A 19,688-nucleotide genomic window follows, 5' to 3' on the forward strand; every position below is an offset into this window, starting at 1 on the left:
GGAGATTTAGAGGGGGCTTATGTTACAAAGACCACGTAGAAACCGGAAAAGTGAAGTGATACGCCAAATGGTGCAGGAAACACATGTTAGCGCGGCTAATTTGATATTCCCACTGTTTATTGTGGATGGTACGTTTCAAAAAACAGAGGTGGCTTCCATGCCCGGCATTTATCGCTATTCTGTTGATAACCTGCTACGCGAGATTGAAAGCTGCCTGAAACTGGGCTTAAACTCTTTTGACCTGTTCCCCAATATTGAGGATGCATTAAAAGATCCATTAGCTACTGAAAGTTACCGTGACGACAGTTTGTACCTGCGGGCCATACGTGAAGTTAAAAAGAACTTTCCGGAGGCTTGTGTGGTTACCGATGTGGCGATGGATCCCTATAGCAGTGATGGCCATGATGGTATTGTGAAAGACGGTGTGATCCTGAACGATGAAACCTTAGAAGTATTGGGTAAAATGGCCCTGGCTCATGCGCAATGCGGTGCCGATATCATTGCCCCGTCTGATATGATGGATGGTCGTGTGGGATATATTCGCAATGTGCTGGACGAAAATGGCTTTACCAACGTTTCTATTATGTCATACTCGGCCAAGTATGCCAGTGCTTTTTATGGCCCGTTTAGGGATGCCTTAAATTCGGCTCCTAAGTTTGGTGATAAAAAAACGTACCAGATGAACCCCGCCAATCAGCGCGAAGCATTGATAGAGGCTAATCTGGACGAACTGGAAGGCGCCGACTTTTTAATGGTAAAGCCTGCATTGCCTTATCTGGATGTGATTAAACTGATAAAAGATAATACCGAATTGCCGGTAGCTGCCTACAACGTAAGCGGCGAATATGCGATGATCAAAGCAGCCATACAAAAAGGCTGGTTGAATGAGCAGCGCGCCATTACCGAGGTGCTCACCAGCATCCGCAGGGCAGGCGCTACCGCGATACTAACCTATCACGCCAAAGAGGTGTTGGAAAATAAATGGCTTTAAAATAAGTCAAAATTCAAAAGTTAAAATTCAAAACAAATACTGAATTTTTGACTTTTGAATTTTGATTTTTGACTTATAAAAAATGTTAGATTCAATAAAGAAAATGTTTTCGGGTGAGGCCAATGAGCCTTTGAATACTACAGGCAAACCTGATATCAGCAGGGAAAAGTCTGCGGAGTTATATGCGAAAGCGAAAACCTATTTTCCGGGTGGTGTAAATTCACCGGTAAGGGCGTTTAAATCTGTTTATGGTACACCTTTGTTTATACAAAAAGGTGATGGCAGCCATATCTGGGACGCCGATGGTAACGAGTTTGTTGATTTTTGCTGTTCATGGGGACCGCTTATTCTGGGACATAACAATACCAAGGTTCGCGAAAAAGTTACCGAGGTAATGCAAAACGGCATGTCGTTCGGTGCGCCAACCGCTTTGGAAAATGAGCTGGCCGAACTCATCCTGAAAAATAATAAACTGATTGAAAAACTGCGTTTTGTAAGTTCGGGTACCGAGGCCGTAATGTCGGCAATCCGCCTGGCCAGAGGTTATACTAAGCGCGACAAAATATTAAAGTTTGAAGGCTGCTATCACGGTCACGTAGATGCCTTGCTGGTAAAAGCGGGTTCGGGACTGGTAACTTTTGGCGAAACCTCATCAGCAGGTGTACCCAAAGCCTTTGCCGACGAGACCATCGTAGTGTCCCTGAACGATAAAGAAGCTTTAACCAAAGCTTTTGAAGATTTTAAAGACCAGATAGCCGCTATTATTATTGAGCCTATACCGGCCAATAATGGTTTGCTGCTACAGGAAAAAGAATACCTGCAGTTTTTGCGTGATATATGTACCCAAAACGGCACCCTGTTGATATTTGATGAAGTAATATCAGGCTTCAGGATTGGTTTTGAAGGTGCGTCAGGCCATTACGGCATTAAACCGGATATTATTACCTACGGTAAGATTATCGGTGGTGGTATGCCTGTTGGCGCTTACGGGTCATCGGCGGCTATCATGAGCAATATATCGCCCGAAGGGCCGGTTTACCAGGCAGGTACCTTATCGGGCAACCCGGTAGCTATGGCAGCGGGCATTGCCCAATTGAGCGAACTGCTGAAAATGGGTTTTTACCGCGACCTGAACAACAAAACTGAGGAGTTTCGCGACGCGGTACAGCGCTTTGCCACTGCACGTAGCTATAAGTTTAAAGTGTTTGGCATCGGCTCTATATTCTGGTTTGCTTTTACAGATAAAGAGTATATTCGTAAAGCCGAAGATATTGATGCTTCCAGCATGGAAAAGTTCAAGAAATTTCACCGCGAACTGATCAACCGGGGCATTTACCTGGGGCCATCTGGCTATGAAGTGGGCTTTATATCATCTGCACATACAAAAATAGACCTGGAGAAGGCTAAACGTGCTATCTTTGATAGTCTTGATCTGGTATTTAACGGAAAATAGGTTCGAGTTGCGAGGTTCGTGTGACGGGTAGTTTAGTTGAATTGCCGGCAACCCGAACCCCGCAACCCGAACCCAAAAACTAAAATAATGAAAAAGCCATTTATTATTTTCTATGCGCTCATCATATACGCCGTTTCCGAACTGGTTTGGTGGGGCTATATGCTGATGAAATTACAGCCGCAACGCATTGGGATGATCCTGGGCGAGGGCTCTATGTTCATATTGATATTAGTGGTGGGGGCGTATAGCCTGCATGCGTCCATCAATAAAGAGCGTAAGTTACAGGAGCAGAAAAGGAATTTTTTGCTTTCGGTTACGCATGAGCTTAAATCGCCGCTGGCCTCTATTAAAATATTACTGCAAACCATTCAGAAGCGTTCTTTAACTAAAGAACAGGTGCTTGATTTTGTAAGCAAATCATTGCTTGATGTGGAACGTTTGGATGATATGGTAGAGAATATGCTGCTGGCATCAAAAATTGATAACCGGTCATACACTTTCCCCAAAAATAGCTTTAACCTTTCGGTATTGGTGGATAGCATTGTTAACCGCTTGCAGATCACTAAGTGCGATTGTAATCAGCAGATCATTGATGCCGAAATAGAACCCAAGATAGAGATCACCGGCGATAAGTTTGCGCTGACATCGGTAGTAACTAACCTGATCGAGAATGCGGTAAAATATTCCAGTCCCTGTTCGGCAGTGGCTGTAAAACTGTTTTCTAAAGACGATAAGGTTTACCTGGAAGTGGCCGACCAGGGCATTGGTATAGCCGATAACGAAAAAACACGTATTTTCGATAAGTTTTACCGTGTAGGCAGCGAGGACACCCGTAATACTAAAGGTACCGGACTGGGGCTTTATATTGTAAAAGAAGTGCTTGATAAACACCAGGCCAGCATTAAAGTGCGGGATAACCGTCCGGCGGGTAGTGTTTTTGAAGTAGTATTTGGATAACCTAAATTTAAAAAAATAACATGCCTAACAAGAAAAGAATTTTATTAGCCGAAGACGAAGAACATTTGTTGGAAGCCATCAAACTTAACCTTGAGCTGGAAGGGTATAAAGTGTCTACAGCTAAAAACGGTAAAAAAGCTTTGCAATTATTTAAAGAAGAGCGTTTTAACCTGGTGATATTAGACGTAATGATGCCTGAGATTGACGGCTTTGTTGTAGCCGAAACCATCAGGTTGGAGAATACCGAAGTGCCTATTATGTTTTTAACCGCTAAAAACACTAACGAGGACAAAATAGCAGGTCTTAAAAAAGGCGCAGATGATTATCTGACCAAACCATTTAACCTGGAAGAGTTGATTTTAAGGGTGAACAACCTGGTAAAACGCAGCCTGAAAGGTGAGGATCTGAAAGAGTTTAACAGCTATAAAATTGGTGATAAAACCATCCATTTTAACTCTTTTGAACTGGTGAATGCCGATGAATCCATCACCGCACTTACCAAAAAAGAAACCATGCTGCTTAAACTGCTTATTGAACGCAGAAATGATGCCGTATCGCGCGAGCAGATCCTGGAAACGGTTTGGAATTATGATGTATATCCATCCACCCGTACTATTGATAACTTTATCCTAACCTTCCGTAAGTATTTTGAACCAGATCCTAAAAACCCGGTTTATTTTCACTCTATCCGTGGTGTAGGTTATAAGTTTACCGATAATCAGCATTAATGTTCAGTAATAGGGTACGTTTATTTATAGCATTTATTTTCCTGTTATCGTTGGGCCTGTTACTGTACTTGCGCATTTATGAGTTAGCGGCAGTAGCGGTAATGATGATATTGCTGCTCATCTGGGATTACTTTAAACAAGGCACTCTGGTAGTAGCTGCCAAACATTTTCATGCTAAGGACTATGTAAAAACCGAAGCATCGTTAAAAGAGATCAGTAACCCCAAATGGCTAAGCAAAAAGCGCCGAGGGTTTTATGAGTATATATACGGTGGTGTTTGTGTACAGCGGCAGGAGTTTGAGGCGGCAGAACAGCATTATGAACTGGCGGCGCAATATCCGCTGCATACGTTGAATGACCATGTGGCCGCGCTGGTTACGGTTGCCAATCTTAACATCAGGTTTGGTAACTATGATAAAGCCAAAGCTTATTTGGGATTAGCTGAAAAGCACACAGAAAAAATGACAGCCAAAATGAAGGAGGTGATTAGCCGTCTTCATCAGGAATTGAAAAAACACTAATACAGAGGCAAGAGATAAGAATCAAGACATAAGACAAAACTACAGTACATCGATAGTAGTTAAAATCTTGATTCTTGACTCTTATTTCTTGCCTCTTCTAAAGAATATGAAAGATTCGTTATTAATAAAAGCAGCTTTTTCCGAGAAAACAGAACGCCCGCCGGTGTGGATGATGCGCCAGGCTGGTCGTTTCATGAAAGAATACTGGGATATCAAAAACAAGTATTCGTTCCTGGAAATGTGTAAAACCCCGGAGCTGGCTGCTGATGTTACCATGTTGCCGGTTGATCTGTTGGGTATAGATGGAGCCATCTTGTTTTCGGACATATTGGTTACCGGCGAAGCTATGGGCGGCGATCTGAGTTTTACTAACGGCGTTGGGCCAAAGTTTGCCAACCCGGTACGTACAAAAGCTGATGTGGATAACCTGCAAATAGATGTATTGGATAAATTGCAATATGTTGCCGATGCCATTAAGGTAATACAACAGCGCCTAAATGGCCGTATACCATTGATTGGTTTTGCGGGCGCTCCATTTACCGTGATGAGCTACCTGGTAGAAGGTGGATCGACCAAAGATTTTAAACTCACCAAACTGATGCTGCACAATGAGCCCGAATTGGCTCATCAATTGTTGTCAAAAATAGCTACCGTTACCGCCGATTATCTGAACATGCAGATAGCTGCAGGTGTAAATGCCGTACAGATATTTGATAGCTGGGCACAAGCTTTAGCCTGGGACGATTATAAAGAATTTAGTCACCGCTATATTGCCGAGATCATCAGCAAGCTGAACCGGAAGGATATCCCCGTGATATCATTCTGTAAAGGCAGTTCTGTATTTGCACCGCTAATGGCCGAAGCTAAACCGGATGTGATCTCGATCGATTGGAATGTTGACTTGTTGGATATTAAAAAACGGTTACCTGCCGGTATTGCCGTACAGGGTAACCTTGACCCACATATTCTGTATGCCGATAAAAAGGTGATCAAGGAGCGTATTCATCGCCTGTTCGACAGGATGAAGGGCGAAAAGGGTTTCATCTTTAACCTGGGCCACGGTATTATGCCCGACATCCCGTTTGATAACGTGAAGTACGCGGTAGAGGTGATTAAGGAATACAGGAACTAACAGCAATAGGCGAATATCACCAACTTGCTTCATGGATAAATTGAACTCCGTGAAATTTAATTAATTTCATGAAGTTCAATTTATTAATCCGTAATTAAATATATTACCTATGTACGATTACGTAAAAGCTGTACACATTATTTTTGTGGTTTGTTATATGGCGGGCCTGTTTTACAGCGTGCGCCTGTTTATTTACCATACCGAGGCTCAGGAAAAACCGGAGCCCGATCGTAAGATATTGTCAGATCAGTTTACCATTATGGAGCGTAAGCTGTGGAATATCATTACCATCCCCTCCATGATCCTTACGGTTGCTGCCGGTATTACCATGTTGATCATGAGACCAATATGGCTTCATTTTGGCTGGATGCACCTGAAACTCACATTTGTAGTAGTGCTGGGTGTATATCACCATATGTGCCAGAATAAAATAAAGCAAATGGCCAATGGCGTATTTAAATGGACATCTACCCAATTACGTTTATGGAATGAGCTGGCCACGCTATTGTTGTTTGCCATCGTTTTCCTGGTAGTACTTAAAAGCGCCCTCAACTGGATATTTGGCGTAGTTGGTCTGGTTGCCTTAGCCATGATCCTGATGATAGCCGTGAAAATATACAAGCGTTACAGAAGGAAGAAGCAATAAAATCCCACAATACTCCGCTCCCGCGAGATTAACGCAGTGTATCTCGTGGGTGGCATGATTAAAGCTTTCAGCTTTAATTTCAGCTGAAAGCTGAAGCCCCATAATTTACCACGGGCCGGAAAGCCCGCGGTAGCATAAGTAGAATCACACCGGGATTTTATACATACTCCCCTCCTCTTTGCATCTCAAGAAAATATTTTCGATACCATGCAACCAATTACCAAAGCATCACATCTTACTGTTATAAATGATGTTTTTGGAACCAAAGTTTACTATTCAACAATTGATAGAACGCTGCAAAGCGGGCGAACGTAAAGCACAGGAGTTGCTATACAAGCAATTCGCGGCCAAAATGCTGGCGGTGTGTATGCGTTACGCTACCGACAAAATGGAAGCCGAGGATATGCTGCAGAATGGATTTATCCGGGTGTTTCAAAAAGCAGCCGATTACCGGGGCGACGGTTCATTTGAAGGCTGGGTAAGGCGCATCATGGTACACAGTTCCATTGAATATTATCGTAAACATCATAAGATGCTGCAAGTAGTTAATACGGATGAGGTGGGAAATGAGCCATCGGTAAACCCACTCGCAACATCAAATTTAGATGCCCAGGTATTGCTGGGTTTGATACAACAACTGGCTCCGGGCTATCGGATGGTATTTAACCTTTACGCGCTGGAAGGTTATTCGCACAAAGAAATAGCAGAGATGATGGGTATCAGTGAAGGCGCGTCCAAATCACAATTATCAAGAGCGCGGACTATATTAAAAGAACAAATTGCAAAAATGGAGGGCAAAAGTTATGGATATGCAGGGTAATGAATTGGATGAGTTTTTTCGGTCGTCACTTGATGAATTGGAGATACAGCCATCGGCCCATATATGGACAGGCATAGCCGCGGAGCTGGACGCCGGCAGGCGCAAAAGATCGCTGGTATCCTTTTTGAGTATCGCGGCAGGTATTGTATTGGTGCTTACTATTGGCGTGCTGTTTATTCCTAAACAGAGTAAGGTGAATAAGCAACATCCAAAGGCCGATAGAATAGTTAAAAACATATCTCCGGTTACTAAAACAACTCCTGTTGTAATATCCAGCGAACAGCAAAACAAAAAAACAGAAAAGGCAGTTATCACCCCAGCTAATCATTTGGCGATTGCAAAGCTCGAAAGGACGAACAACAGGGTAGATGCTGACAGAACAAAAAAAATAAAAGCACAGAAGGAAGGGCTAGCAAAGATAAATAACGATCCGCAGGTTGTTTTAACAACCCGTGGAGACGATTTGGCCAATGTAGTTGTTCCCGATAATATCGGAGACGGAATATTAGTAAAACCAGCCATTCATGACCTGAGTTTACTGGAGAATAAGCCGCAGCTGGATGCTTTGCCTCCAAAAGCGAAAGCTCCGGTTAAAAGACGTCGTATTCGTAGTATGGGAGATGTGTTTAACGTAGTGATTGCGGCAGTTGATAAACGGAAAGACAAATTCATTGAGTTTTCCAATACCGATGAGGATGATGCCACCATTACCGGCATTAACCTGGGTATCATTAAAGTGAAGAAAGAAAAATAATATATTTACCATCATATATGAAACGCCTAATTTTTACCATCATCATATGTCTTGCTGCAAGCACAACATTTGCGCAAACTAATTCTGATTCAACGCACACTTCGGCCGATAGTGGTCGTAAAAAACATGTAAGGGTAAAGTTGGGTGTTGGGGATGACGCGCCGGTTGTTGCAGTAAATCAACCGGATACAGCCTATCATGCTCATAAAGCGCCTGGCTTTTCATTCGGAGTAACCTTTTCCCGTATCGACCTGGGTTTAGCTACCCTGGTTGATCATGGTAGCTTCACCTTATCGCCCCAAAACCAGTTTTTGAGTTACCGCCAATGGAAAACCAGCAACGTTGGATTTGATGTGGTACAATTTGGCTATCGTTTTAACAGTGCCTTTAAAATATATGTTTCGGGCGGTTTCGACTGGACGTTGATCCGTTTACGCAGGGATATCACCATACAACGAAACACGCCGGTTTTAACTTATACCGAAGATGATATCCATTACAGTAAAAACCGGTTTTCATCAAGTTATCTGCGTATCCCGCTGTCGTTTTACTACCGTAGTCATGAAGATGACAGAGGCAATTACTTCCGGGTTGTTGCAGGCCCCGAAATTGGCGTACTCCTTAATGGCCGCGTAAAACAAATAAGTGAGGAGAACGGCAAACAAAAGTTTAACGACGATTATCATTTTACCAGGCTGCGCAAAGGCGCGTTTGTACGCGTGGGTTATGGCATTATGGGTATTTATGCCAAATACTACTTTAGCGATATGTTTGAGAACAGCCCGGCACAGAATGGCTTAAGGAATTTCTCTTTTGGTTTAACGCTGGGATTCTAAATGTTGATTTATTGGATTATGGTGCCTGTTGATCAGGTAATTAAGGGGAGAGCTGGAGACCCACCGGCTACAAAATATCCAGGGTATATTAATAATAGATAAAATGAGTGGTTTATACAGTATTGGAGGAGTTGCTTTATTGGGTGTCGGTTTATATCTCACGGTAAAGCAAATCAAGATATTTATGGCTGGAAAACAAGATCAATTAGGGTGGGATATTAGGGGATTAGGTACAGGTATCATAAGTATTATGATAGGTGTCTATTTGATTGTAAAATATCTTTAGCCCCACTGTCCGAATGTCTCCAACTTCAGACTACTGTGCTAATGCAAAGCAATCATGTTTAAGAATATTCTAAATATCTTTTGTACTAAGCTGATTAGTGTAAACCCACTCCTTACGGATATAATAAGTGGGTTTACACTAATTATGAAATAATTATACAATTTATTGACTGTCAGTAAATTAATCCAGTGTCAACCATGAAATGTGTAAACCATGTAAACCCACTTTTTGATATGCCCAGTCTGGGCAAGTTCTTAAAATCGTGTATCTTTGCCAGCGATGTCAGATACTCCTTTTTTGCAGGCTCTTGCGGTAAGTAAAATATATCCTGGTAAACAACTCTCGGGTGTGAAACCAACCAATATGGTGGTGCAACCCGGTAAAATAACGGCCATTATTGGCGAAAGCGGCAGCGGGAAAAGTACTTTACTTAAATTGCTTTATGGCTTACTATCGCCTGATACAGGAGAAGTACAATTTAAGGGTGAGCGCATCTGGGGGCCCGAAGAAAAACTGATCCCCGGGCATGATGCCATGAAAATGGTTACCCAGCACACCGACGACCTGAACCTGTTTGCCAAAGTTTGGGACAACGTAGCCGCCATGCTGCCAGCAACTGATCTGGCAGCCAAGCAACATAAAACAGAACAGGTATTGAAGCAATTGAATATGTTGCATATGGCCGAAAGGCGTGTAGCTGATTTGAGTGGTGGCGAAAAGCAACGTGTAGCCATTGCTCGCGCCATTATTACCCGTCCGCAGGTATTGTTACTGGACGAGCCATTTAACCAGGTGGATACTTCGTTCAGGGAGGGTTTGCAAAGCGATATCAGGCAAATAGTGAAAGAAACCGGGCTTACGGTGATCATGGTATCACATGACCCTGCCGAAGTGCTCTCCATGGCCGATGCATTGATCGTGCTACAAAACGGGGAGATCATCGAACACGGACATCCTAAAGCTTTATATCAATCGCCCCGTAATCTTTATACGGCGCAATTACTCAGCAACTGTAATGTACTTACCACAACCGAAGCCCGGCTTTGCGGTGTCGATATTAAAAAGGAACATGCCGTTATATATCCGGAATGGATAAAGATAAAGGTGGTTACCCCAAACAAAGGCTGGACTGTAAAGCAAGTGCTTTTTAAAGGTTTTTATGAGGACCTGATACTGGAGCAGCGCGGCGTGTCATTACGCATAGTGAACGAAGAGCCTGGCAAGTATACCGAGGGTGATAAAGTTGCTGTAAGGGTAGGGAAGTGGCTGGAGTATTAGGGAGTTGTAATATTATTTATTTAAACGCGTCATTGCGAGGCACGAAGCAATCCCCTTTATACAGGGCGGGTAATGCAAGTCGTAGAGCGCTCAATTGCCGCTGAGGCTGTTACTTTGTCTTGATACAAAGTAACCAAAAATCAAGTCAGCAGAAATGCTTCTTTGCCGCACAAGGCCTCTGCCCTGCAAATCGGGTAGAACCCACGGGCTGCTAAACCTTACCCCTGCTTCGTTCGCTCATTACCCACGCTTCAGGTAAGGTTCGCTATGCCCTTACAACCGCACAAGCCAACATCGTTCTATCCGTTTTCACCCGAAGCTGTTCTGCTGACAAAAAAGCCCGGGTCATTTGGTGACTCAGGCTTTAATGGTTATTAATGTGAGATATCTCAGTCTACACCAGGTACTCAAACAAAGTACGATCCTTATTCAATTCGAGCACGTTAAAGCGATGAGCCAGCATGCGTTTTAATAAGGCCGGGTAATCATCGGCAGATTGGAGTTCGATACCTACAAGGGCAGGCCCATTCTCCTTATCGTTCTTTTTGATGAACTCAAACCGGGTAATATCATCATGAGGACCTAATACGCTGGTCACAAACAATTTTAAAGCACCCGGGCGCTGCGGAAAGCGTACAATGAAGTAATGTTTAAGTCCCTCGTACAATAACGATTTTTCTTTAATCTCCTGCATGCGGGCAATATCATTATTACCGCCACTTACTACACAAACTACTTTTTTCCCTTTTATTTTATCCTTGCAGGCGTCAAGTACAGCCACAGAAAGGGCCCCTGCGGGTTCAACCACAATGGCGTCTTCATTGTATAGCTTGAGTATAGTGGTACAAACTTTTCCTTCGGGTACCAGCAGCATATCGTCCAGTAACTCACGGCAAATTTCGTAGGTTAAAGTGCCTACACGTTTTACCGCGGCACCGTCAACAAAACGGTCAATCTCAGGTAGTGTGATTGGTTCGCCGTGTTCAAATGCTTTCAGCATGGAGGGGGCACCTTCGGGTTCCACACCTATCAGGTAAACTCCCGGAACGTGTTGTTTTAAATAGCTGCTTGTGCCAGCCGCCATACCGCCGCCGCCAATAGGCATAACCACGGCTTCCACATCCGGCAGATCTTCCAATATTTCTAAGCCTACAGTTCCCTGGCCTTCAATAATACGGTAATGATCAAATGGTGGGATGAAGGTCATCTGATGAGCTTCGGTATAGATCAATGCTTCGCGGAGGCAATCATCAAAAGTATCGCCGGTTAAAACGATCTCGATATTGCCGTGCCCATGCATTTCTGTTTGGGTGATTTTTTGTCGTGGAGTAATCTCGGGCATAAAAATCACACCCTTAGTACCTAAAGCATTACAGCTGAATGCCACACCCTGCGCATGGTTGCCTGCACTAGCGCAAACGACGCCCCGGCTTAACTCTTCGGCGCTGAGCTGACTGATCATGTTGTACGCGCCACGTAATTTGTAAGAGCGTACTACTTGTAAGTCTTCACGTTTGAGGTATATCTCACATTCGTATTTTGCCGAGAGACCGGCATTGTATTCCAGTGGGGTGCGCTTAACAACACCTTTCAGACGTTGATTAGCAGCCTCAAAATCCAGCTGGTTTTTCGTATCAGTTTCCATTATTAGTTTTTTACCAGCTTGTGCGCTACCAGGCTCAACAGGTCATGATCGTTGATGTCTAATTTAACATCTGCAAGAGTTAAAAAGTTATTATAGGCTTCGGCCAGTTCTTCTTTGCTCAGGTTGATACCGAGGCGTTCCAAATGGAACTTAAGCGCGTGCCTGCCGCTGCGCGCGGTCAATACAATGCTGGCGCTTGGGAAACCTACATCCTCCGGACGAATGATCTCATAATTTTCGCGCATTTTCAAAAAGCCATCCTGATGTATACCAGAGCTGTGCGCGAAGGCATTGGCGCCTACAATAGCTTTATTAGGCTGCACAGGCATGCGCATTTGTGTACGGATCATTTGGCTAAGCTCATAAAATCTTTTAGAGTCTATTTGAGTATGCAAACCCAACACCTGGTGTGTTTTCAGGATCATGACGACTTCTTCGATAGAAGTATTGCCCGCCCGCTCGCCAATGCCGTTAATAGTACCTTCTATTTGGCGGGCGCCATTCTGCAAACCTGCTATAGAATTAGCTGTGGCCAAACCAAGGTCATTATGACAATGCACCGAAATGATGGCTTTATCGATATTTTTAACATTCTCTTTCAAGAATTTGATCTTGCTGCCGTACTGATCGGGCAGGCAATAACCATTAGTATCCGGAATGTTCACTACGGTAGCACCCGCGGCAATTACGGCCTCAACCATTTTGGCCAGGTATTCCACGTCGGCACGACCGGCATCTTCGGCATAAAATTCAATATCCTCTACGGCACGTTTAGCATATTTTACGGCTTCAACAGCACGTTCCAGAATTTCTTCGCGTGTGCTGTTAAATTTATGCTTGATGTGCATATCAGACGAACCAATGCCCGTATGGATACGCGGACGTTTGGCGTATTTTAACGATTCGATAGCCGCGTCAATATCGCCTTTGTTGGCGCGTGTTAAGGCACAAACGGTGGGTTCTTTTACAGCCTTTGAAATTTCAACAACACTGTTGAAATCGCCCGGACTTGAAACCGGGAAACCTGCTTCAATAATATCCACGCCCAGCAGCTCCAGTTCTTTTGCTATCTCAATTTTTTCGGGGGTTGTTAACTGGCAACCCGGTACCTGCTCGCCATCGCGAAGCGTAGTATCAAAAACATAAACGCGGTTGGGATCGTGTAACATATCTTTTTTAGATTTGAGATGTTAGATATGAGATTTGAGACTCGTACCTATCATCGGTTAATTCTTTATTTATTTACTTGTTATGTGTAATTTGAAAGCTGAAAAATCTCATATCTATTCTTTTATCGCCACAAACCTCAGCCTTTTATAGTCGGCATACCATTGGCCGTTTTCATTGTAAAAGGGCTCCAGTTTGTGTGTAATTTCTTTTAATATCTCCGCTTTCTCTTCTTCTGGGATGTTTTCCATGTATTGTGCACCAAACATAGTTACCCATTTAGCCACACCCAGATCGCCATCCTGAAGCGGTGTTTTGCGATCATAATGAACCGCGTAGGTTACCCTGAAGCCATGTTCTTCCAGCTTGGTGGCATACTCGCCAACGGATGGAAAATACCATAGCTTAGTGTCGGCCTGTACATGGTAACCATGATTTTGTAATACCAGTTGAATGGCTTCAATTAAGTGTGCCACATTACCTTTGCCACCCATTTCGGCTACAAAGCGACCGCCATGTTTCAAACTGTTGTACACACTACGGGCCGCGCCATTAGCATCAAGTACCCAGTGCAATGCCGCGTTTGAAAATACAGCATCATATTTTTCGTCCGTAAAAAAATCGGCAGCATTTTCAACCGCGAAATCAACTTCCGGGTATTTAGCCCTTGCCTGTTCAATCATTTCCGGCGAAAAATCGGTGCCTTTTACCCTGGCGCCTTTATCTTTTATCTGTTGTGTTAAATGGCCGGTACCGCAACCCAAATCCAGTATATATTCACCAGGTTTAACATCCAGTAACTCCAGCACATCCTCACCGTATTGAAATACAAAGGCATGCTTTTGGTCGTATAAATCAGCGTTCCATTTCATCTCTTTAGTCATTGGGTCATTGGTCATTGAGTCATTGAGTCATTTTATGACTTTCCCACCTCTGACTGTTTTATTTTCTGCTTTCGGCTTTAACCTTTCGGCTTTTAGCTCAACTACAAGTATTCCAGTACTTTTTGGCCCATGGCCTTGGTGCCTAAAATTTTGCTTTTGTCGGTATTAGCATCAGCGATATCGCCGGTGCGGTAACCATCTTTTAACGCTTTATCAACAGCCGATGTTACCAGTTTTGCTTCTTCTTTGAGGCCGAAGCTTATCTCGAGCATTAAAGCTACGGATAGGATAGAAGCCAGCGGATTGGCTTTGTCCTGCCCGGCAATATCATGTGCCGAACCGTGGATAGGCTCAAAGAAGCCTGTACCATCACCAATAGATGCCGATGCCAGCATTCCCATTGAACCTGCTATTTGTGAAGCCTCATCAGTCAAAATATCACCGAAAAGATTGGCGGTTAATACCACATCAAACTTTTTAGGGTTTTTAACCAGTTGCATGGCCGCATTGTCAATGAACATGTGTTCAGTTTCCACATCAGGATATTGCTTGGCTATCTCCTGTACTACCTCGCGCCACAGGCGTGAAGACTCCAGCACGTTGGCCTTATCAACAGAGCATAATCTTTTGCCACGAACACGGGCTGCTTCGTATGCTTTTATAGCGATACGCTCTACCTCATAACGGGAATAGATCATCAGATCTGACGCTGTATTACGATCTTCACTGCGTTTTTTTTCGCCGAAGTAAACATCACCAGTCAATTCGCGGAAGAAAAGGATATCAGTCCCTTTCAGTATTTCGGGTTTCAGGCTCGATGCATCCAGTAGCTCATCAAACAGCATGATAGGGCGCAGGTTAGCATACAACCCAAGCTCTTTACGTATTTTTAATAAGCCCTGTTCCGGACGTACTTTGGCCGAAGGATCATTATCATATTTAATGTGACCAATAGCGCCAAAAAGAATAGCATCGCTGGCTTTTGCTTTAGCTAAAGTTTCGTCGGGTAGTGGATTGCCGGTTGCTTCGATACCCGCATGCCCCATCAGGGCTTCGTCGAAGGTGAACTCATGGCCGAATTTTTGACCAATTGCTTCCAGTACGGCCTTACCCCAGGTTGTTACTTCAGTACCGATGCCATCACCGGGTATTACTAATATATGTTTTTTAAGTGCCATTTAGCCCCCTAACCCCCTAATGGGGGAATTTTTTGATTGTGTTAATTATTTAGATTCTTCGAACTCCTCTATCAGTTCTTTTTTGCTCAGGATGTAGTCAATATCATCATAACCGTTGGTCATGCAGGCTTTTTTGTAGGGGTTAACCTCAAATGTTTCCTGTTCGCCGGTGGCCACAATTTTAATGAACTGATCAACCAGGTCAATCTCCACTACAGCATGCTCATCGGCATAAATAGCTTCGAAGATCTTCTTTAAAAAATCTTCACTTACCTGTACCGGAAGCAGCCCATTGTTTAAGGCATTGCCTTTAAATATATCGGCGAAAAAACTGCTTACCACAGCATCAAAGCCATAATCAGCAATAGCCCAGGCAGCGTGTTCACGACTACTTCCGCAACCGAAATTTTTGCCTGCAACCAGTATTTTACCGCTGAAGTTTGGATTGTTCAATACAAAATCCGGTTTAGGATTATCGTCGCCATCAAATCGCCAGTCGCGGAATAGGTTGTTGCCAAAGCCGTCGCGGGTGGTAGCTTTCAAAAACCTAGCAGGGATGATCTGATCCGTATCGATATTCTCGATAGGCAGCGGCACCACGCTGGTTTGTATATGTTTAAATATTTTAGTTGCCATACTTTTAGATATGAGATGTTAGATGTGAGATATGAGACTATTTTGTCTATAACTCAATATCTTTATAATGTTCAACAACCGGAAAAGGATCATAAAAATGATGTAATAACCTCTTCCATTCCTGGTATTCTTTTGATTGCCTGAAACCCTCGGTATGATCAGCTAATGTTTTCCATTCAACCAGTAATATATAACGGCTTGAATTTTCAATACAGCCCTTTAACTGATGACTAATATAGCCGGCCATTTTGGATATGATATTCTGAGCCAGAGAAAAAGCTTTTTCAAAAGCATTTTCCTCACCCGGGATCACGTTTAATATGGCTACTTCAAGTATCATTGTTATTTGGATATGAGATGTGAGATATGAGTATTGAGATTCTGTCTCAAATCTCATATCTAATGTCTCAAGTCTATTTTAAACCAGTTCTTCTTCTTTCAAAAACTCCCGTATATCTGTTACCTTACCGGTAATGGCCGATGCTGCTGCGGTTAGCGGGCTAGCCAGGAAGGTGCGAGAATTTGGCCCCTGTCTGCCTTCGAAATTACGGTTGGAGGTAGATACGCAATATTTGCCTGCTGGTATTTTATCTTCGTTCATGCCCAGGCATGCGCTGCAACCTGGTTCGCGAAGCGGGAAACCTGCCGCGTCAAATATCTTGTCCAATCCCTCACGGATGGCTTGTTCCTGTACCTGTTTTGATCCGGGAACTACCCATACGGTAACATTATCTGCCTTGTATTTGCCTTTTACAAACTCGGCCACCTGTCGCAGATCTTCAATGCGTGAGTTGGTGCAACTGCCGATGAATACATAGTCAATTGGTTTGCCCAATAGTGTTTCGTCATCGTGCAGGCCCATGTATTCCAGGGCTTTTTTGTATGATCCCTGCTCTTTGGCTTCAAACGAAGCGGTTTCAGGAACGTGTTGTGTAACGCCAATGCCCATACCGGGGTTTGTTCCGTAGGTGATCATTGGCTCAATGTCTTCGGCTCTAAAGGATAATACTTCATCAAACTGAGCATCAGCGTCAGAGTATAAAGTTTTCCAGTAAGCTACTGCTTTATCCCACTCTTCGCCTTTAGGGGCAAATTCGCGGCCTTTTACGTATTCAATAGTTGTTTCGTCTGGAGCAATTAAGCCGCAACGGGCACCCATTTCGATGCTCATGTTACAGATGGTCATACGACCTTCCATGCTTAAAGAACGGATGGTATCGCCTGCATATTCCACCGCATAACCTGTGCCGCCTGCGGCTGAGATCTGCGCGATGATGTACAGGATGATATCTTTAGCGCCAACGCCTTTGTGCAGCTTACCGTTTACTTCAATCTTCATCCTTTTGGGGCGGGATTGCAGCAAACACTGGGTTGCCATAACTTGCTCTACCTGAGAAGTGCCTATACCGAACGCTATGGCACCAAAGGCGCCATGTGTTGAGGTATGACTATCACCACAAACATAAGTACCACCCGGGCGCGTAATGCCCAGCTCGGGCCCTATTACGTGTACTATACCCTGGTAAGGGTGCCCCAAACCGTATAGCTCAATACCAAATTCCTTACAGTTTTTGGTAAGCATATCAACCTGGTAGCGGGAAAGTTCTTCTTTGATGGGGAGGTGCTGATCAATGGTAGGAACGTTATGATCGGCGGTGGCCACAGTTTGTTTTGGCCTGAAAACCGGTAACCCTCTGGTACGCAAGCCGTCAAATGCCTGCGGACTGGTTACTTCGTGGATGAAATGTGTGTCGATGTATAAAATGTCGGGAAAACCCTCGTTGCTACTGACGACGTGTGCATCCCAAATCTTATCAAATAATGTTTGTCCCATGTTTTTTAGTCTTTAGTCTAAAGTCCGAAGTAGTAAGTCATAAGCCGTAAGTATAAAGTCATTGACTTATAACTTCATACTTATGACTTACGACTCAAGACTTGATTATTACGCTTCTACAGCCTGGTTTTCAGGGCGTAAGCTGCGTACAGTTTTACCTGCCTGCCATAATTCGCTTTCGCGTAATTCTTTCAATTCAGCATCCAGTTTTTCGCGGTAATCAGCTTTGCTGTTGGAGTCAATTGATTTTTGTGACTCAACACCTGTTGCAACGCTTTTGTATAATTCTTCAAATACTGGTTTAGTAGCGTCACGGAATTTTTTCCACCAATCCAAAGCACCACGTTGTGCGGTAGTTGAGCAATTGGCATACATCCAATCCATACCATTTTCTGCAACTAGTGGCATTAATGATTGTGTTAACTCTTCCACAGTTTCGTTAAAGGCTTCTGAAGGAGAGTGGCCATTGGCACGCAATACATCATATTGAGCGGCAAAGATACCCTGGATACAACCCATCAGTGTACCACGCTCGCCAGTTAAATCGCTATATACTTCTTTTTTGAAGTTGGTTTCAAATAAGTAACCGCTACCTACAGCAATACCTAATGCAATTACACGGTCAAATGCTTTACCGGTAGCATCCTGGAAAATAGCGTAGCTTGAGTTTAAGCCACGGCCTTGTAAAAACATGCGGCGTAATGAAGTACCTGATCCTTTAGGAGCAACCAAAAATACGTCAACATCGGCAGGTGGAACGATGCCGGTTTGCTCGTTAAAAGTAATACCAAAACCATGAGAAAAGTATAATGCTTTACCAGGAGTTAAGTGTTTTTTAACAGTTGGCCAAAGGGCAATCTGAGCTGCATCGCTTAATAAATAGCAAATTACAGTTCCTCTTTCCAGAGCTTCTTCAATTTCAAAAAGTGTTTCGCCGGGTACAAAGCCATCGCTTACTGCTTTATCCCATGTTTTGGTGCCTTTACGCTGACCAACAATTACATTGATGCCATTGTCTTTTTGGTTTAATGCCTGACCCGGACCTTGAACGCCATAGCCAATTACCGCTACAACTTCGTCTTTTAATACGTCCTGAGCTTTTGATAAAGGGAACTCTTCGCGGGTTACTACGTTTTCTTCAGTACCGCCGAAATTTAATTTTGCCATTGTTTTGTTTATTTTTATTGATTACACCGGTGTTTTAATGGTTGCACCGATTTTATTTAAAGTTTAAATTTTATTGCTTATAAAGATAAGAAGCTTTCGGCTCTTAACTTACATTGTAAATACTTTTTCGCCTTGGTTAAGGTATTCGTTTTCTATTACTTCTTCGCCTGGTTCCAGTCTTTCAAATTCGCGTAGTTTACGGTTAAAACCATCACTATCTTTAATAATGGCTACACGAGCGCTGCGTACAAACTCGATTAGGCCGAAGGGCTGCAATATACTGATCAAATTGTCAGTTTCCTCACGGTGACCAGTGGTTTCAAATACCGTATAATCTTTACGAAGTACAACTACCCGTGCACCGTTTTCACGCAATAGACGTTCAACACTCACTTTTTCGGCAATAACATCGGTTGATACTTTATATAACGCTAATTCCTGCCAAATCACATCGGCATTGGTATGATAATAGGCTTTCAGTACTTCCACCTGTTTTTCTATCTGGCGAACAAGCTTGTGTACCACTTCTTCCGATTCGGTGATCACAATGTTAAAGCGGTGAATTTTATCGATCTCGGATGGAGACGTATTCAGGCTTTCGATATTGATCTTACGGCGCGAAAATATGATGGCTATGCGTGTTAGCAGGCCTATCTGATTTTCGGTGTATACCGTGATGTTAAATTCTTGTTTAGAAGCCCCCTCTAAATCTCCCCCGGCAGGGGAGACTTTATGATTTATAACTTTATTGTTGTTTTCCATTTTTTATTGTCTT

21 protein-coding genes are annotated in these 19,688 nt (G+C 43.4%); 12 read left to right on the forward strand and 9 right to left on the reverse strand.

Annotated elements, in window-relative coordinates; translation table 11 throughout:
* Window positions 1–19: 19 nt before the first annotated feature.
* The 12 genes from hemB to BW976_RS17020 all read left to right on the forward strand — a co-directional run bounded on the left by hemB (window position 20) and on the right by BW976_RS17020 (window position 10,402).
* Window positions 20–991, forward strand: coding sequence for a porphobilinogen synthase (hemB, locus tag BW976_RS16965; protein WP_076374602.1), 972 nt, complete (start codon window positions 20–22; stop codon window positions 989–991).
* 82 nt (window positions 992–1,073) lie between these two features.
* The gene (hemL, locus tag BW976_RS16970) at window positions 1,074–2,444 is read left to right on the forward strand and encodes a glutamate-1-semialdehyde 2,1-aminomutase (protein ID WP_175614127.1); all 1,371 of its coding nucleotides are present in this window, start codon (window positions 1,074–1,076) and stop codon (window positions 2,442–2,444) included.
* A gap of 87 nt (window positions 2,445–2,531) precedes the next feature.
* On the forward strand, window positions 2,532–3,401 hold the full coding sequence (locus tag BW976_RS16975) for a sensor histidine kinase (RefSeq protein ID WP_076374604.1): 870 nt from the start codon (window positions 2,532–2,534) through the stop codon (window positions 3,399–3,401).
* A 20-nt stretch (window positions 3,402–3,421) separates the two neighbouring features.
* Window positions 3,422–4,129 (forward strand): response regulator transcription factor, encoded by a 708-nt coding sequence (locus BW976_RS16980; protein WP_076374606.1) that lies wholly within the window; start codon window positions 3,422–3,424, stop codon window positions 4,127–4,129.
* Entirely contained in the window at window positions 4,129–4,650 is a 522-nt protein-coding gene (locus tag BW976_RS16985) for a hypothetical protein (RefSeq protein ID WP_076374608.1), read from the forward strand. Before BW976_RS16980 ends, BW976_RS16985 begins: the two co-directional genes overlap by 1 nt.
* 106 nt (window positions 4,651–4,756) lie before the next feature.
* The gene (gene hemE, locus BW976_RS16990; RefSeq protein ID WP_076374610.1) at window positions 4,757–5,782 is read left to right on the forward strand and encodes a uroporphyrinogen decarboxylase; all 1,026 of its coding nucleotides are present in this window, start codon (window positions 4,757–4,759) and stop codon (window positions 5,780–5,782) included.
* 109 nt (window positions 5,783–5,891) lie between these two features.
* Window positions 5,892–6,428 carry a CopD family protein gene (locus BW976_RS16995; RefSeq protein WP_076374612.1) on the forward strand — a complete coding sequence of 179 codons (537 nt, stop codon included), beginning with the start codon at window positions 5,892–5,894 and terminating at the stop codon, window positions 6,426–6,428.
* A gap of 250 nt (window positions 6,429–6,678) precedes the next feature.
* Window positions 6,679–7,248 (forward strand): RNA polymerase sigma factor, encoded by a 570-nt coding sequence (locus BW976_RS17000; RefSeq protein ID WP_076374956.1) that lies wholly within the window; start codon window positions 6,679–6,681, stop codon window positions 7,246–7,248.
* Window positions 7,232–8,002 carry a hypothetical protein gene (locus tag BW976_RS17005; RefSeq protein WP_076374614.1) on the forward strand — a complete coding sequence of 257 codons (771 nt, stop codon included), beginning with the start codon at window positions 7,232–7,234 and terminating at the stop codon, window positions 8,000–8,002. Before BW976_RS17000 ends, BW976_RS17005 begins: the two co-directional genes overlap by 17 nt.
* A gap of 17 nt (window positions 8,003–8,019) precedes the next feature.
* The gene (locus BW976_RS17010; protein ID WP_076374616.1) at window positions 8,020–8,838 is read left to right on the forward strand and encodes an outer membrane beta-barrel protein; all 819 of its coding nucleotides are present in this window, start codon (window positions 8,020–8,022) and stop codon (window positions 8,836–8,838) included.
* Between the two features lie 103 nt (window positions 8,839–8,941).
* The gene (locus BW976_RS17015) at window positions 8,942–9,124 is read left to right on the forward strand and encodes a hypothetical protein (protein WP_076374618.1); all 183 of its coding nucleotides are present in this window, start codon (window positions 8,942–8,944) and stop codon (window positions 9,122–9,124) included.
* Window positions 9,125–9,403: 279 nt separating this feature from the next.
* On the forward strand, window positions 9,404–10,402 hold the full coding sequence (locus BW976_RS17020) for an ABC transporter ATP-binding protein (RefSeq protein WP_139332325.1): 999 nt from the start codon (window positions 9,404–9,406) through the stop codon (window positions 10,400–10,402).
* Window positions 10,403–10,796: 394 nt separating this feature from the next.
* On the opposite strand, the gene ilvA is transcribed toward BW976_RS17020, so the two are convergent.
* The 9 genes from ilvA to ilvN all read right to left on the reverse strand — a co-directional run bounded on the left by ilvA (window position 10,797) and on the right by ilvN (window position 19,675).
* On the reverse strand, window positions 10,797–12,047 hold the full coding sequence (gene ilvA, locus BW976_RS17025; RefSeq protein WP_076374620.1) for a threonine ammonia-lyase IlvA: 1,251 nt from the start codon (window positions 12,045–12,047) through the stop codon (window positions 10,797–10,799).
* 2 nt (window positions 12,048–12,049) lie between these two features.
* Window positions 12,050–13,216, reverse strand: coding sequence for a 2-isopropylmalate synthase (locus BW976_RS17030; protein WP_076374622.1), 1,167 nt, complete (start codon window positions 13,214–13,216; stop codon window positions 12,050–12,052).
* A gap of 114 nt (window positions 13,217–13,330) precedes the next feature.
* Window positions 13,331–14,113 carry a class I SAM-dependent methyltransferase gene (locus BW976_RS17035; protein ID WP_245834722.1) on the reverse strand — a complete coding sequence of 261 codons (783 nt, stop codon included), beginning with the start codon at window positions 14,111–14,113 and terminating at the stop codon, window positions 13,331–13,333.
* A gap of 86 nt (window positions 14,114–14,199) precedes the next feature.
* A complete protein-coding gene (gene leuB, locus BW976_RS17040; protein ID WP_076374624.1) occupies window positions 14,200–15,276 on the reverse strand; it encodes a 3-isopropylmalate dehydrogenase in 1,077 nt (358 codons plus the stop codon).
* A 45-nt stretch (window positions 15,277–15,321) separates the two neighbouring features.
* Complete coding sequence (gene leuD, locus BW976_RS17045; protein WP_076374626.1) at window positions 15,322–15,912, reverse strand: 3-isopropylmalate dehydratase small subunit; 591 nt, start codon at window positions 15,910–15,912, stop codon at window positions 15,322–15,324.
* Between the two features lie 46 nt (window positions 15,913–15,958).
* On the reverse strand, window positions 15,959–16,252 hold the full coding sequence (locus BW976_RS17050) for an antibiotic biosynthesis monooxygenase family protein (RefSeq protein ID WP_076374628.1): 294 nt from the start codon (window positions 16,250–16,252) through the stop codon (window positions 15,959–15,961).
* A gap of 78 nt (window positions 16,253–16,330) precedes the next feature.
* A complete protein-coding gene (leuC, locus tag BW976_RS17055; protein ID WP_076374630.1) occupies window positions 16,331–17,746 on the reverse strand; it encodes a 3-isopropylmalate dehydratase large subunit in 1,416 nt (471 codons plus the stop codon).
* Between the two features lie 108 nt (window positions 17,747–17,854).
* Complete coding sequence (gene ilvC, locus BW976_RS17060; protein ID WP_076374632.1) at window positions 17,855–18,913, reverse strand: ketol-acid reductoisomerase; 1,059 nt, start codon at window positions 18,911–18,913, stop codon at window positions 17,855–17,857.
* Window positions 18,914–19,021: 108 nt separating this feature from the next.
* Entirely contained in the window at window positions 19,022–19,675 is a 654-nt protein-coding gene (gene ilvN / locus BW976_RS17065; protein ID WP_076374634.1) for an acetolactate synthase small subunit, read from the reverse strand.
* Window positions 19,676–19,688 lie beyond the last annotated feature (13 nt).

This window comes from Mucilaginibacter lappiensis (genome assembly GCF_900155965.1).
Classification (GTDB): Bacteria; Bacteroidota; Bacteroidia; order Sphingobacteriales; family Sphingobacteriaceae; genus Mucilaginibacter; species Mucilaginibacter lappiensis.